At 47.9% G+C, this 14,358-nt stretch carries 13 protein-coding genes and 1 pseudogene; 6 read left to right on the top strand and 8 right to left on the bottom strand.

Translation table 11 applies throughout. The features are described 5' to 3' along the window. Positions 1 to 278: 278 nt before the first annotated feature. The 8 genes from RT269_RS21470 to RT269_RS21435 form a co-directional block, all read right to left on the bottom strand. Positions 279 to 821, bottom strand: coding sequence for a hypothetical protein (locus tag RT269_RS21470; protein WP_313185684.1), 543 nt, complete (start codon positions 819 to 821; stop codon positions 279 to 281). A 106-nt stretch (positions 822 to 927) separates the two neighbouring features. Next, positions 928 to 1,986: an ABC transporter ATP-binding protein gene (locus tag RT269_RS21465; RefSeq protein WP_313185682.1), complete on the bottom strand. Its 1,059-nt coding sequence runs from the start codon at positions 1,984 to 1,986 to the stop codon at positions 928 to 930. Between the two features lie 5 nt (positions 1,987 to 1,991). Continuing rightward, positions 1,992 to 2,801, bottom strand: a complete 810-nt coding sequence (cysW, locus tag RT269_RS21460; protein ID WP_313185680.1) for a sulfate ABC transporter permease subunit CysW — start codon at positions 2,799 to 2,801, stop codon at positions 1,992 to 1,994. 6 nt (positions 2,802 to 2,807) lie between these two features. Then, entirely contained in the window at positions 2,808 to 3,656 is an 849-nt protein-coding gene (gene cysT / locus RT269_RS21455) for a sulfate ABC transporter permease subunit CysT (RefSeq protein ID WP_313185678.1), read from the bottom strand. Positions 3,657 to 3,688: 32 nt separating this feature from the next. Next, positions 3,689 to 4,747: a sulfate ABC transporter substrate-binding protein gene (locus tag RT269_RS21450; RefSeq protein ID WP_313185676.1), complete on the bottom strand. Its 1,059-nt coding sequence runs from the start codon at positions 4,745 to 4,747 to the stop codon at positions 3,689 to 3,691. A gap of 371 nt (positions 4,748 to 5,118) precedes the next feature. Continuing rightward, positions 5,119 to 6,051 carry a cysteine synthase A gene (gene cysK / locus RT269_RS21445; RefSeq protein WP_313185674.1) on the bottom strand — a complete coding sequence of 311 codons (933 nt, stop codon included), beginning with the start codon at positions 6,049 to 6,051 and terminating at the stop codon, positions 5,119 to 5,121. Positions 6,052 to 6,311: 260 nt separating this feature from the next. Next, positions 6,312 to 6,983: a sirohydrochlorin cobaltochelatase gene (locus RT269_RS21440; RefSeq protein ID WP_313185672.1), complete on the bottom strand. Its 672-nt coding sequence runs from the start codon at positions 6,981 to 6,983 to the stop codon at positions 6,312 to 6,314. Further along, positions 6,980 to 8,017, bottom strand: coding sequence for a LacI family DNA-binding transcriptional regulator (locus RT269_RS21435; RefSeq protein WP_313185670.1), 1,038 nt, complete (start codon positions 8,015 to 8,017; stop codon positions 6,980 to 6,982). Before RT269_RS21435 ends, RT269_RS21440 begins: the two co-directional genes overlap by 4 nt. 224 nt (positions 8,018 to 8,241) lie before the next feature. Here RT269_RS21435 and RT269_RS21430 point away from each other — a divergent pair, with 224 nt between their 5' ends. From RT269_RS21430 to RT269_RS21405, 6 genes and pseudogenes are all read left to right on the top strand, one after another. Then, a complete protein-coding gene (locus tag RT269_RS21430) occupies positions 8,242 to 9,930 on the top strand; it encodes an adenylyl-sulfate reductase subunit alpha (RefSeq protein WP_313185668.1) in 1,689 nt (562 codons plus the stop codon). Further along, the gene (locus RT269_RS21425; RefSeq protein ID WP_313185666.1) at positions 9,920 to 10,231 is read left to right on the top strand and encodes a 4Fe-4S dicluster domain-containing protein; all 312 of its coding nucleotides are present in this window, start codon (positions 9,920 to 9,922) and stop codon (positions 10,229 to 10,231) included. The genes RT269_RS21430 and RT269_RS21425 overlap by 11 nt, the downstream gene beginning before the upstream one ends. 86 nt (positions 10,232 to 10,317) lie before the next feature. Beyond that, the gene (gene cysD / locus RT269_RS21420) at positions 10,318 to 11,214 is read left to right on the top strand and encodes a sulfate adenylyltransferase subunit CysD (protein ID WP_313185687.1); all 897 of its coding nucleotides are present in this window, start codon (positions 10,318 to 10,320) and stop codon (positions 11,212 to 11,214) included. Continuing rightward, complete coding sequence (locus RT269_RS21415) at positions 11,214 to 12,827, top strand: sulfate adenylyltransferase subunit 1 (protein WP_313185664.1); 1,614 nt, start codon at positions 11,214 to 11,216, stop codon at positions 12,825 to 12,827. The genes cysD and RT269_RS21415 overlap by 1 nt, the downstream gene beginning before the upstream one ends. Next, on the top strand, positions 12,817 to 14,070 hold the full coding sequence (locus tag RT269_RS21410; RefSeq protein WP_313185686.1) for an O-acetylhomoserine aminocarboxypropyltransferase/cysteine synthase family protein: 1,254 nt from the start codon (positions 12,817 to 12,819) through the stop codon (positions 14,068 to 14,070). The genes RT269_RS21415 and RT269_RS21410 overlap by 11 nt, the downstream gene beginning before the upstream one ends. Continuing rightward, positions 14,060 to 14,358: pseudogene (locus RT269_RS21405) on the top strand (coenzyme F420 hydrogenase); the annotation flags it as partial. The gene RT269_RS21410 and the pseudogene RT269_RS21405, both read left to right, overlap by 11 nt.

Below are 14,358 nucleotides of genomic sequence, written 5' to 3'. Positions count from 1 at the left end.
CAGGGTGGACTAGGGACTTTCACCCATTAGAACGTGCGCCCGCTGGGCACACTACGAATAAAGCGCGTTCCCATTTCCTGGAAACGCGCTTTATCAGTATTCTTCATATTCACTTATCCAACGATATAAAGAGTTATAATGAACGGAAAGTTCTTTTCAAATGACTTTTAAGTTTGGTATTCTCATAACGATTGCCCCTCAAACTCCCTCCGCGCCATGCTAAGGTTATTTGTTCGTGTTCGGCAATCGCCATTCTGCAGGCACTACTATCTGTACCGTTATACAATAAGTAATTCGTTTTCCTGCTCCATATACCGGCAAAATATAAAGATGCCGCACAGAAACTCGGGACAAAACTCCTCCGCTGCTTCAAGATTCCAGCCACCAGAAAAGATTCCCCTGTGTATGAGTGTGAGAATCACTTTACCAGAGGGGTCGGTCAAGCGGTAACTTTGACTGTTGATCATTCGGAGAAGTCCGCTACGATCCTGAAACATGAGTTCAACGGAACTTACCCGTGGCATCCTGTAGATGAACTGCCCCTGCCCCACAATGGAGGGATCGTTTTCGTCCGCATATCTTGGAACGCCGGATAACAGAATCTCGCCGTCAGAATTTTTCAGCAGGTATTGCCTGGAGCCGGCACCAGGAATTTGCTCTTCTGTGAGAGCCTTCGTCTGGATTTGGGTGAGGAATTGCTTTTCTCCTGCAATGATTTGCTTTTCTAAACCGAACAAACGGTTGTGAATGTTGGCCAATGCCGGACCGGCAGCCTTATTGTCTGTCCGGTACAGGGTGCCCGACTTTAAAAGAAGGTTCATCTTATCGCCTCCATAATGAGCTAATAACAGAAAAGATACATATCACCGACGCATACCATGACAAGAACAGAATTCATAAATAAATAGTATTTTATATACGGAACTGTCAGATGGTAAATATATCGCTGGGCTGAAAAGATCTGTTTTCCGCCAGGCGCACCTGTGTGTCATTGTAAAGATATAGTCGGTAAATCAGTACACTGACTTCTTCCCCGACAGCGAGAAATTCATCTTCCAAGGAACGGTATGCAACCAGCTTAATCCCGCCGACATTTAATCTCAACTCTAACATATTGCCGCGAAAAAAGCTGTCTTCCACGATTGCACGTTGAGAAGCGTGTGGATAAACCTCTTTTTCCAGTCTTGTTACCCTTATAAATTCAGGACGAAAAACGGCTTTTTCATAGCCTTCTTCAAATTCAAAACCACTGAGCCGGCTGTAATCCTCTACAACAATGGATTCACCAATAAATCTCGCAGCAAAAGGTGTAGCCGGATTTTTATAAATCTCCACCGGTGACCCGATTTGTTCAATATGGCCTGTATTCGTGATGATGATTTCATCCGCTACCTCGACTGCTTCCTCCTGATCGTGAGTAACAAAGATACTGGTGATTCCAACCTTATTTATAGTCTCTCTCAGCCATGTGCGCAATTCTTTGCGAACCTTCGCATCAATAGCGGCAAAGGGTTCGTCAAGCAGCAGCAGATGAGGGTTCGGTGCAAGCGCCCTGGCAAAAGCCACACGCTGCTTCTGCCCTCCGGAAAGTTGATGAGGATGACGGTTTTCCAACCCTTTTAACCCGATAAGCTCGATGAGTTCGTTTACTCGCTGTTTGGTATACGCCTTATCTTTTTTCTGTACCTCCAGGCCGAATGCAATATTATCAAAAACAGACATATAACGAAAAAGGGCGTAATTTTGAAATACAAAGCCGATACCGCGTTTGCTGGCAGGAAGATCGTTTACACACTGACCATCGATAAAAATATCACCGCTATCCGGTGCTTCCAGTCCCGCAATCATACGTAAAATAGTAGTTTTCCCGCTCCCTGAGGGACCCAGCAGCCCAATCAGCTTTCCTTTTTCAATGGAAAAACTGATGTCTTCCGCTGCCTGATAAGAACCGAACTTTTTATTGATATTTTTTAGCTGTACATACATAGGCTCTACCTCTCTTCCCGTTTGACACGGTACTCCACAATGTTGCGCAGGATCAGGATCAATACCGCAATCAACACCAAAATGGAGGAAACGGCAAACGCCGCAGTCAGTTTAAATTCATTGAACAGAATTTCCACATGCAGTGGCAAGGTGTTCGTCTTACCTCTCAGGTGACCGGATACCACCGACACCGCCCCAAACTCGCCCAGAGCGCGTGCTGTGCAGAGAATTATGCCGTACAAGAGTCCCCACTTGATATGCGGAAAGGTAACCTTGCGAAAAATCCGCAGTCCCTTCGCACCCATCAGGGCAGCGGCTTCTTCCTCATCGCTGCCCTGCGCCTGCATCAAGGGAATCAGCTCACGGGAAACAAAAGGGAAGGTAACAAAAATCGTTGCTAATACAATTCCTGGTACGGCAAATACAATTTTGATATTCCATGCCTCCAGCAGAGGGTATGCCCAACCAATTCGCCCGAATACCAGTATAAACACCAACCCCGCGATGATGGGGGAGATAGAGAATGGAATATCGATTAGCGTAGTCAACGCCTGCTTTCCCCGGAATTGGAATTTAGAAATAGCCCAGGCAGCAAAGACACCAAATAGTGTATTCACAGCGACAGAAATGACAGTAGTAAACAGCGTCAGCTTTAGTGCTTTCACTGTATAGTCATCTGTGACGGCCTGGAAGAAAACCTCAAAGCCTTGACGCAATGCATATACCAAAACGGTGGCAAGAGGCAATACAAGCATGATGCCCAGAAACGCCACTCCAAGTAAAATCAAAAGCCATTTTATGATTTTCTCTTTCATTCGCTCTTACCCCCTTGCAATTTTTTGAATACGCGCCTGAATCAAGTTGATACCGAACAGGAGCAGAAACGCAAATACCACCATTACGAAAGCAATTGATGTTGCAGCCGGATAGTTGAACTGTTCCAGCTTATTCATGATGATGAGCGGTACGATCTGTGTTTCGTAGGGGATATTTCCTGCGATAAACACCACGCTGCCGTATTCACCGATGGATCTGGCAAACGCAAGGCCAAAACCTGTCAGGGCAGCCGGCAGAATTTCAGGAAGCACTACTTTAAAGAACGTATAGGAGCGGCTGGCTCCTAAAGCCTGTGCCGCTTCCTCATACTGTGGGTCCAGCTTTTCCAGAACCGGCTGAATGGAGCGTACCACAAATGGAATTCCGATAAAAATCATGGCAATCACAATTCCAATTTTCGAATAGGAAATCTCCACTCCAATTTTTGCAAACAATTTGCCGATCCAGCCCTGTTCAGAATATAACGTGGTCAGCGCAATTCCTGCCACAGCGGTGGGCAGGGCGAAAGGCAGTTCAATCAAGCCATCCAATACCCGCCGCATAGGAAATTGATAACGAGTTAAAATCCAGGCCAGCAAAATGCCGAACACTACATTAACGACAGCGGCAATTGCAGAGCAGCTTAAGCTGACCATGTAGGCCGCTACGGTTTGTTTATCAGTAATCACTTTCAAAAAGTCGCTGAACGTAGAATCGGAAAGAAGCAAGAATACAGAAAACAAAGGGATTAGCACAACCAGACTGAGCATCGTGATCGTGATACCGATGGAAAGGCCAAATCCTGGTATCACTCTGCTTTTCCGTTTTAAAAAAGTTTTTTCAAAATTACCCATAATTCCCCCTGCACCCGGCGATTACAACCGTGTTACTTCTGATAAATCTGATCAAAAATTGCTCCGTCGGCAAAAAATTTCTCTCTGGCAGAAGCCCACCCTCCAAAGTCATCATTGATATTGACCAGCTGGATATTGAGATCAAAGGTATCGCCAAATTCTTTAAGGATGTCAGGATTCGAAGGACGATAATAATTTTCTCCTTCCAACCGCTGTGCGTCGTCTGAATAGAGATAATCAAGATAAGCTTTTGCAATCTCCGCCGTTCCATGTTTTTGGGCATTGACGTCTACCACCGCAACTGACGGCTGCGCCAGAATGCTTAAGCTGGGAGTTATAATCTCAAATTCACCGGGATGCTCTTCCACGGAAAGAAATGCCTCGTTTTCCCATGCTAACAGCACATCTCCTTTTTTGTTCTCTACAAATGTAGTGGTTGCTCCGCGAGCGCCGGAATCCAGTACCGATACATTGGCGTAAAGCGCCTGTAAAAACTCCATGTTTTTTGTTTCGTCCCCGCCATATGCTTTATCGGAGAAGGCCCAGGCAGCCAAAAAGTTCCACCGGGCACCGCCGGAGCTTTTAGGATCCGGGGTGATGACTTCAACACCAGTCCCGACAAGGTCATCCCAATCCTGAATGTTTTTCGGATTCCCTTCTCTCACCAGGAAAACAATTGTGGACGTATAGGGGGCGCTGTCCTTTGGAAATTCTTTTACCCAGCCGTCTTCAATCAGTCCAGCGGTACGCAGTTCATCCACATCGCCCTCCAGGGCCAGTGTTACCACGTCGGCCTCGTTGCCCTCCAACACTGATCGTGCCTGCTTTCCTGATCCTCCGTGTGACTGAGTGATTTCCACTGTTTGCCCTGCTTTCTGCTCCCAATAGGTTTGGAAGAGCTTATTATATTGTTCATATAACTCGCGGGTAGGGTCGTAGGAGACATTTGTAATAGATATCGTTTCAGGGGCTGCACTATCAGCGTTAGAAGAGACAGCCTTACCAGAGCATCCGGTCAAAACGCCAAGGACAGAAACTAATAGGATGGTCGGCCCTAAGACTCTCTTGGAAAATATATTGTTACATTTCATAATTGATATACCTCATTTCACCACGATATTTTTATGCCGCATCTTGTTTTTTTAAATCTGAAATCACATTCCATCTTTCATGCCACAGGTTTTTCCAGCGGCAAACTGACTAAATTCATAACATCGGCAATATACAATCATACGCAGAGCAGGTTTTTTACGCATTAGTTTCACCCCCGTTCCAATTACATACAAAACTAATATGTTTACTATGTATTATACGAATCAGATTCAATTTCTGCAACGGGAAATTAAGCAAACGTTTGCTTTTATTGCTTCAAGTCTAACCATCTGTACATGTGCCAGTGGTTTTCGATTCACAAATATAAAAAAGAACCATCATAATTGACGGTTCCTTTTTAAAACAATTTTCAATTTTCAAAGAGAGCTGTGGAAAGATATCGCTCACCATTATCCGGGAGAATGACTACAATAACCTTATCTGCGTTTTCCGGACGTCTGGCAACTTCTGTTGCCGCCCATAATGCGGCGCCGGAGGAGATGCCGACCAGAAGTCCCTCGGTATGAGCAATTTCCCGTCCCGCTTGAAAAGCGTCTTCGTTTTTCACCGTAATTACTTCATCATAAACGGAAGTATCCAGTGTCTCTGGTACAAAGCCTGCGCCAATGCCCTGAATTTTGTGTGGGCCGGGGCGGCCTTCGGAAAGAACGGGGGAATCTGCCGGCTCTACCGCAATCACCTGCAAGGCAGAATTCTTCTTCTTCAGATATTCACCCACTCCGGTGATGGTACCGCCAGTGCCGATACCGGCCACAACAATATCAACCTTACCATCAGTATCTTCCCATATTTCCGGTCCAGTCGTTTCCCGATGCACCTGTGGATTTGCAGGGTTGACAAACTGCCCGGGAATAAAGGAATTTGGTGTCTTTTCCGCTAATTCCTGCGCCTTAACGATTGCTCCCCTCATGCCCTTCGCACCCTCGGTCAGCACTACCTCAGCGCCATATGCGGCGAGCAGCTTACGGCGCTCTACACTCATAATCTCTGGCATCGTCAGTATAATACGGTACCCGCTGGCTGCCGCAACAGCCGCCAGTCCAATGCCGGTATTGCCGCTGGTTGGCTCAATGATAACAGAGCCGGGCTTTAACTTGCCGCTCTCCTCTGCATCGCGAATCATTGCCCAGGCAATACGGTCTTTTACACTCCCCGCCGGGTTATAATATTCGAGCTTGCCGAGCAGCACAGCGGAAAGCTCCTTTTGCTGCACATATCGGTTCATCTTTAATAGTGGAGTTTTCCCGATTAACTCTGTTAAACTGTTTGCAATTTTAGACATCTTTATAACCTCCCAGTACAATATAGTAAATTGATATGATATCTATGATATTCCGTTCGACCTGTAATGTCAATATTATAGATATGTTTAGTATGTATTCAACAAATGTTTCAGTTAATATGGAAGTAATGCACCACAAGGGTGTTCTCTTTTACTGTGGTTTTAAAGGCACCAATAAACATAAGGCAGCTACTGTCCGCTTTGAAAAGAACCATCCCTTATCCTTGACATTATATTCATCAATTCTCTCCCTGATCAAATCATTCGGCAATATTTTGCAGGAACATCTGCCGGATATCGGAAAGCGTAAGCAAACAGTGATGGACAGGCTTTACCATAAAACCATCTGATATAAGCCGTCTTTCCATACTCGCCTCTTGGTTCCCCAGAATATCCTCCCGCATATGCTTACCGGCCGTTAAAGTCAGAGGGACAAGCGTGATATTGGAGTACGCGTTTTGCCGGAAGAACCGCACCGATACGTCCAAATTGGGCTGGCCCTCTAAAACGGCAACCGATGCCTGTAAAAATCCCACCTTTTTCAATGCTTCCGAGAGACTCGTATACACAGCTTTGCCGGCAGGATGACTGGAACCATGCCCAACAAACAGTGTTGGCTTACCCCCGTATTCATTATGGAGAATCTCTGCAAAACATGTAATTGCCTCCTCGGAATACAGAAGAGGCTTACCGAACTCAATATTTTTCGAGTAACAGGAAATTTCAGCAAGCAGCTTTTCATATTCAAAACCCGGCAATAAATGTACCGGCTGAACAAAAATATTGTCTGACTCCAGCTGTTTTAACCCTGCCTGTACGGTCCGTGCAGAAAAGACCCGGCAGCCGGGAAACAGAAATCTCACCTCGTCCTCTAATACCACCGAATCACCGAAACCGACAAGCAGGACAGCCGATCGTAATTTACTTTTCATATATACATTCCTTCATTTATATTGAATACGCTTTCCCGCCGCATCAACTTATTGGGCAGGTATAGTTTCAGTGGAAGCCGATGTTGTTTGTGAATGCGGCTGATCAGAAGCTGCACCGCCATGCTTCCAATTTCAGCAATTGGCATTCCTACTGTTGTCAACATGGGAGTAACATAGCTGGATAATTCAATATTGTCCATACTGATTATGGAAAGCTGCTCCGGGACCTTGATTCTCGCCTCTCTGAAACGGCGCAAGGCAGCAATGGCTGACACATCGGCTGCGCAAAAGACTGCGGTGGGCAACCCAGCTCCCCCGCGCAAAAGCAGATCCGCCCCCCGGTATCCCCCCTCACCCGTGTGGGGGACATTACAAACCAGACGTCGATTGTCTTCCAGTCCGCATTTACAAATCATATCACGATACGCCTGGTACCGTATTTCATCGCCTGTTTCACCGATATAGCCAATCCTCCGGTGGCCATAGGACACAAGGTGTTCTATGGCCATTTGTGTCGCCTCATAGCCATCGCAGATCACCTGATCCCATTCCGCATGAATTAAATTCCGTCCTACATAAACTATATTTTTGTAATGACACTCCAGGAATGCTGTTGCTGCCTCACTGAACCGTCCCAACACAATAGCGCCATCCACATTCGCCGATTCAATTTTTTCAAGGGTAGGGATCATTTTGATATCAAGAACTGAATAAGAGAGCCGTACCGGATAATTTCGTTCCATCGCCTGCTGTTCAATGACTTGCGCAAGCTGAGCAAAAAAGGGGTTATCATCCAAAGTCTTCGCTCTCCCTAAAATGCAGGCAAACGTTCCGGCCGGTATTTGCTGTACCCCGGTTTTCCCCCTTTTCAAATTCCTCGCACTCTGGTTCGGCATATAACCTGTTTCCTTTATGACAGCCCATACCCGGTCTTGGGTCTCCTTGCGGGCGAAACTCCCGTCCGCTGAATTGATAATTCTGGAAACGGTGGACACAGAAACCCCGGCGAGCGCTGCAACTTCTTTTAATGTCATGCTGTTCCCCCCCTTCTTTAACATATTATATCTATATGTTTAGTATGATATACAATTCAATATTAAAAATCAAGATAAATTTTGTGTAACGTTTGCGTTAGCTTATGCCATGATTTTACTGATTTTCTTGTGTAACGATTGCGTAATTTGCTCTGGATTTTCATCTTTAGAGCAGGTAAAATGATTCATATCATATATTTCCCATAGATAAAGTAGGTGATTTCGTGAAACAGGTAAATAAGATTCTTCATACGGAATATTTAGAAACAGATTTTTTGATCATTGGCGGCGGCACGGCAGGGTGTTATGCTGCCTTGACATTCAGTGAACAAAGCTGCGGCCGCATACTGATTACCGATAAAGCGGATATACGGCGCAGCGGCTGTCTGGCCGCAGGAGTCAACGCAATCAACGCATATATCGTACCGGGAAAAACGCCTCAGGATTATGTGGATTACGCCCGTAACGACGCACAAGGGATTGTGCGCGGTGACTTACTTCTGACAATGGCTGAGAGACTGAACCGGACAGCGCAAAAACTGGAAGGATTGGGGCTTACGATACTCAAGGATGAGCAAGGCGGGTATGCCATACGGGGCAATCGAAATATTAAAATAAACGGAGAAAACATAAAACCGATTTTAGCTGATGCCGTATCAAAGAAACCGGGAATTACAGTGATGAACCGGGTTAACGTGTTTGAGTATCTTGTGAAGGATAATCGCATTCAGGGCGCCTATGCTGTCAGCATAGATGAGCCGGTACTGTACGTCCTTACGGCCAAAGCAGTACTCTGCGCCACCGGCGGCGCGGCAGGCTTATACCGCCCCAACCACCCCGGATTCTCCCGGCACAAAATGTGGTATCCGCCCTTCAATACCGGCGCCGGGTATGCCATGGGGATTTTATCAGGTGCTGAGATGACCACTTTAGAAATGCGCTTTATCGCCCTGCGCTGCAAAGATACGATTGCACCTACAGGAACACTGGCTCAAGGTGTTGGTGCAAAGCAGATCAATTCACAGGGAGAGATTTATGAACAGAAATATGGATTGACCACCTCTCAGCGCCTGCATGGAACGGTGACAGAAAACCGGGAAGGCCGCGGTCCATGCACCCTGCATACCATGGGGATCACAGCAGAACAGGATGAGGATTTACAGAAAGCGTATCTCAACATGGCGCCAAGCCAAACTCTAAGATGGCTGGAAAGCGGTGAAACACCCCGCATTAAGAATGTAGAAATTGAAGGAACCGAACCCTATATCGTCGGAGGACACACAGCCAGCGGCTATTGGGTGGATACCAATCGCGAAACTACCATAAAGGGGCTGTTTGCTGCCGGAGATGTGGCCGGAGGGTGTCCGCAGAAGTATGTAACCGGTGCATTTGCAGAAGGGGAAATCGCAGCAAATGCAGCGATTTCTTACATAAGCAGAGAGGGGACACTGCCGGACGCCGGGCAGGTCCGCGAAAAAAGGCTCTGGCTGGAGCAATTTCTAAACAAGAAGAAAACCAGTGTTACCACAGACGAGTTGGAAGAAAAAATGCAGTCCGTCATGGATCAATACGCTGGAGGGATTGGCTCCGACTACCGGTTTTCGGAAGACTCTCTCCGCATTGCCGATGAAAAGGTTCAGGAGATCCAAAGGCAGGCAAACGCTCTGGCAGCGTCGGATATGCAAGAACTTGTATACATTCTGGAGCTGCGCGAACGATTAATCCTCTGCCGGTCAGTGATCGCCCATTTAGCAGCCCGCCGGGAGACCCGCTGGCACAGCTTTGCAGAAAACACCGATTACCCGGACATCAGTTCCGAAATGGAATGCTATGTCAATTCCAGGCTTGAGAACGGCAATTTAAAGATTCTCTTCCGGCCGCTTGTTGGGGAGGGAGAAGCATATGAGCATTGAAATAAGGTCAGAGCAATGTATTGGATGCGGCCGGTGCCGCAGCGTCTGTCCCGGCAGCCTGATTCACCTGCAACGGGGAAAGGCGGAAATTTTACGGCCGGAGCGTTGCTGGGGCTGCGCTTCCTGTCTCAAGGAATGTCCGGTACAGGCCATTGCGCTCTATCTGGGCGAAGATATGGGCGGGCTGGGCGGCCGGTTTACCATCCAGCGAACCGGTACCCAGATGCACTGGACACTCACAAAACCGGATGGCAGCACAAAAACGCTGACGGTAGACAGCCGCAGCGCCAACAAATACTAAACGCTTTTACCTGTTTTTTTGTGACACAGGTAAGCGGACAATTTATCCGTAAGAAAACTGATTATATCAAGAGAGGAGAGATCCCCATGTCTCTGACACATTTAGATCAATTGGAAGCTGAGGCGATCTATATTTTTCGTGAGGTAGCCGCTGAGTGCGAACGTCCGGTGATGCTTTACTCTATCGGAAAGGATTCGTCGGTGATGCTTCATCTGGCCCTGAAGGCTTTCTACCCGGAAAAGCCGCCTTTCCCATTCCTGCATATCGACACCAGCTGGAAATTTCGTGAAATGATCACATTTCGTGACCGGCGCGCAAAGGAGCTGGGCATCAACATGCTGGTCTACCGAAACGAAGAGGCGATCGCGCAGGGAATTAATCCCTTTGACCACGGCGCCGCATACACCGATATTATGAAGACACAGGCGCTCAAAGACGCGCTTACCAAATATCAGTTCACGGCTGCCTTTGGCGGCGGGCGGCGGGACGAGGAAAAATCCCGGGCAAAGGAGCGGATCTTCTCTTTCCGGAACGAATACCACGCATGGGATCCCAAAAATCAGCGCCCCGAGATGTGGAAATTATACAATACGCAGATCGGTAAAGGTGAAAGCATGCGTGTCTTCCCCATTTCCAATTGGACAGAGAAGGATATCTGGCAATATATCCGGCGGGAAAATATCGACATTGTGCCATTGTATTTTGCAAAGGAACGTCCTGTTGTTTATCGGGATGGAAACATTATCATGGTAGACGATGACCGGATGCGTTTAAGTCCAGGGGAAGTTCCGCAGCTCAAAAAAGTCCGCTTTCGCACACTCGGCTGCTACCCGCTCACCGGCGGAGTGGAATCCGAAGCCGATACACTTGATGCAGTAATTAAGGAGACTCTGGCCTCGGCCACAAGTGAACGCACCAGCCGGGTCATTGATAAGGAGGCGGCGGGCAGCATGGAGCGCCGGAAACGGGAGGGATATTTTTAATGGGCAGTACAGAAAACGGGCTTTTGAAATTTATTACCTGCGGCAGTGTGGACGACGGTAAATCTACCTTGATCGGGCATATCCTATACGACTCAAAGCTGCTTTATGCGGATCAGGAGCAGGCGCTGATTCTGGATAGCCAGGTGGGAAGCAGGGGCGGCGCAATCGACTATTCTCTGCTGTTAGATGGTCTGATGGCGGAACGTGAGCAGGGAATCACGATTGATGTTGCTTACCGTTACTTTACAACCAATGCCCGCAGCTTTATCGTAGCCGACACGCCGGGCCACGAAGAGTATACCAGGAATATGGCAGTGGGCGCCTCTTTTGCAGAGCTCTCGGTCATTCTGGTAGACGCATCCCAGGGCGTGCTGGCGCAAACCCGCCGGCATACCAGGATCTGTTCTTTGATGGGGATACGCTTTTTCGTTTTTGCCGTCAACAAAATGGATTTAATTTCCTATAGCAGGAAAAAATTCAACGAGATATCCGAAGATATCGTGACTCTGTGCGAGGAATTGTCGCTGGAACATGTGGTCATCATCCCAGTTTCAGCAACAGAAGGAGACAATGTCACCAGACATTCGGAAAACATGCCGTGGTATCAAGGCAAAACACTGCTCTCCCATCTGGAAACAGTGGATATTTCCGATGAACAGCCGGAAGAAGGCTTTTATATGCCAGTTCAGCGGGTTTGCCGTCCCGACCATAGCTTTCGAGGGTTTCAGGGGCAGGTGGAGGCAGGCCGGGTATCCGTTGGCGATCAGCTGACTGCCTTGCCAAGTGGAGAACATGCTCTTGTAAAATCCATTTCCATTGCCGGGAAAAATGCGGCCTCGTCGTCTGTGGGGCAGCCGGTAACCATTCAGCTTGACCGGGAAGTGGATGTCTCCCGCGGCTGTGTACTGGTTAAAGGCGCGGGTCTTAAGCTGGAAAGGACCTTTGTTGCCACGCTTCTATGGATGGATGAAGAAAAGCTGATTCCCGGGAAGGAATACTTACTCAAACTGGGTACAAAGCTAAGCCCGGCCGTTGTGACGGGGATCCAGCATAAAGTGGATATAAACAACGGCGCTTTGCTGCCCGCCGAATCAGCGGGCAAGAACGAAATACTGCGCTGCGAACTCTCATTGTCAGAGACTGTTGTATTGGATAAATTCAAACGGCATAAAAGCCTGGGCGAGTTGATATTAATAGACAGAGTGAGACACGCTACGACCGCCTGCGGCGTCATTGAAGAGACAGACGAACAAAAACAAGAGGATGTCCTCCTGCACGATGGAGAAAAAAAGCTGGCCATCCGGCTGTTTGATTACTTTTATTACCATCCGGGCATTCATGCTGTGCTGCGCCACAGCCCTGATCCGGCAGTATATAAAGTGGGAGATGCTCTTCCTTTGAAATCCGATCGGTTTAATTATCCGCTTGATTTTGATCTGCCCTATGACCTGGAGTTTGCACACATTCGTCAGGGAGTTTTTGTGGGATTCGGTGCTCGTGATGAAAAGACGCCGCTGATTGATACCAACGGCATTCAGACAGAGGGAGAACTGCCCCGTGATTTTGGAAAATACCGCCGTGTGCTGATTTGGGAGGATGCTTATGAAATTTAATACCAGGCTTTTACACGGAGAATTTCCTCCTGATCTGCAGGGGGCAACACTTCCCCCTGTGTATCAGGTGTCGGCCTTTGCCCAGGAATCGGCCGAAAAACTGGAAAAGGTTTTTGCGAATACAGCCTCTGGGTTTGCCTATACGCGTATATCCAACCCGACAATTTCGGCTTTTGAAAAGAGAATTGCAGTTCTGGAAGGCGGCCTGGATGCGGTCTCCTGTTCCTCCGGTATGGCGGCGGTCAGCATGGCGCTTTTGAATATTCTAAAAGCAGGTGACGAAATTCTAGCCGGAAGCGGTCTGTTTGGCGGAACGCTGGAACTTCTCAATGACTTAGAGGCTTTCGGAATCACCACACGTTTTGTCGGGAATGTGACTGCAGAGGAAATTGAACGTGCCATTACCCCCCGTACCCGTGCAGTCTTTGCCGAACTGATCGGTAATCCAAAACTGGATGTGGTAGATATCCGGGCAGTTGCCCATATTACCGAACGGCACGGAATACCACTGATCATTGACAGCACTACCGCCACCCCTGCGCTGATCCGGCCGCTTGATTACGGCGCGCAGATTGTGGTGCACTCTTCTTCCAAATACATCAACGGCAGCGGTGACGCCATTTCCGGCGTTATTGTAGATGGAGGAAGATTTACCTGGGATTTCGATAAATTCCCGATGCTTGCAAAATACAAGAAGTTTGCCAGGTTTGCATATACAGCCCGGCTGAGACAGGATATCTGGCGTAACTTCGGCTCCTGTCTCGCTCCGCAAAACGCATATTTAAACTGTTTAGGGCTGGAAACACTGGGTCTGCGTATGGAGAGGCTTTGCCAAAACGCGCTGGAACTTTCTGAATTTCTGGAAGATCTGCCTGGCGTTCATGTTAATTATCCCGGCTTAAAGGGCAGCATTTATAAGCCGCTCATCCACAGCCAGATGGAAAACGGCGCAGGCGGCGGGATTCTGACGCTCCGCACAGGGTCGAAAGAAAACGCGTTTATCATGATTAATGCGCTGAAATATGTTCGTATCGCAACCAACATCGGGGATGTACGCACACTTGTAATCCATCCCGCCTCCACCATTTACAACCATGCAAGTGAAGAGACAAAACAAAACGCGGGCGTATATGACGACCTGATCCGTGTCAGCGTTGGTCTGGAAGATATTGAAGATTTAAAAGAAGATTTTGCACAGGCAATTTCAAAAATAAATGAAAGCGGGGATTATTATGGCGGTTAACTATAAAGAATTGAAAAACGGCGGATTTATGCGGCAAGTGCAGAAAAACCATTTTTCCTTGCGGCTAAAGGTAGTGGGCGGCAATCTGACAGCTGCTCAGCTGGCCGTGATAGCCGCAATCAGCGAGAAATACGGCGATGGGCATGTCCATCTTACTTCCCGTCAAGGCATAGAGATTCCTTTTATTAAGCTGGATGATGTGGATACGGTCAAAGCAGAGCTGGAAGATGGCGGCGTGAACACCGGCGTCTGCGGTCCCCGCGTGCGAACCGTTACCGCCTGCCAGGG

Origin of the sequence: Lacrimispora sp. (genome assembly GCF_032078915.1) — a bacterium.
Classification (GTDB): Bacteria; Bacillota; Clostridia; order Lachnospirales; family Lachnospiraceae; genus Lacrimispora.
The sequence above is the reverse complement of the archived record's forward strand: the minus strand, read 5'-3'. Positions and strand labels throughout refer to the sequence as shown.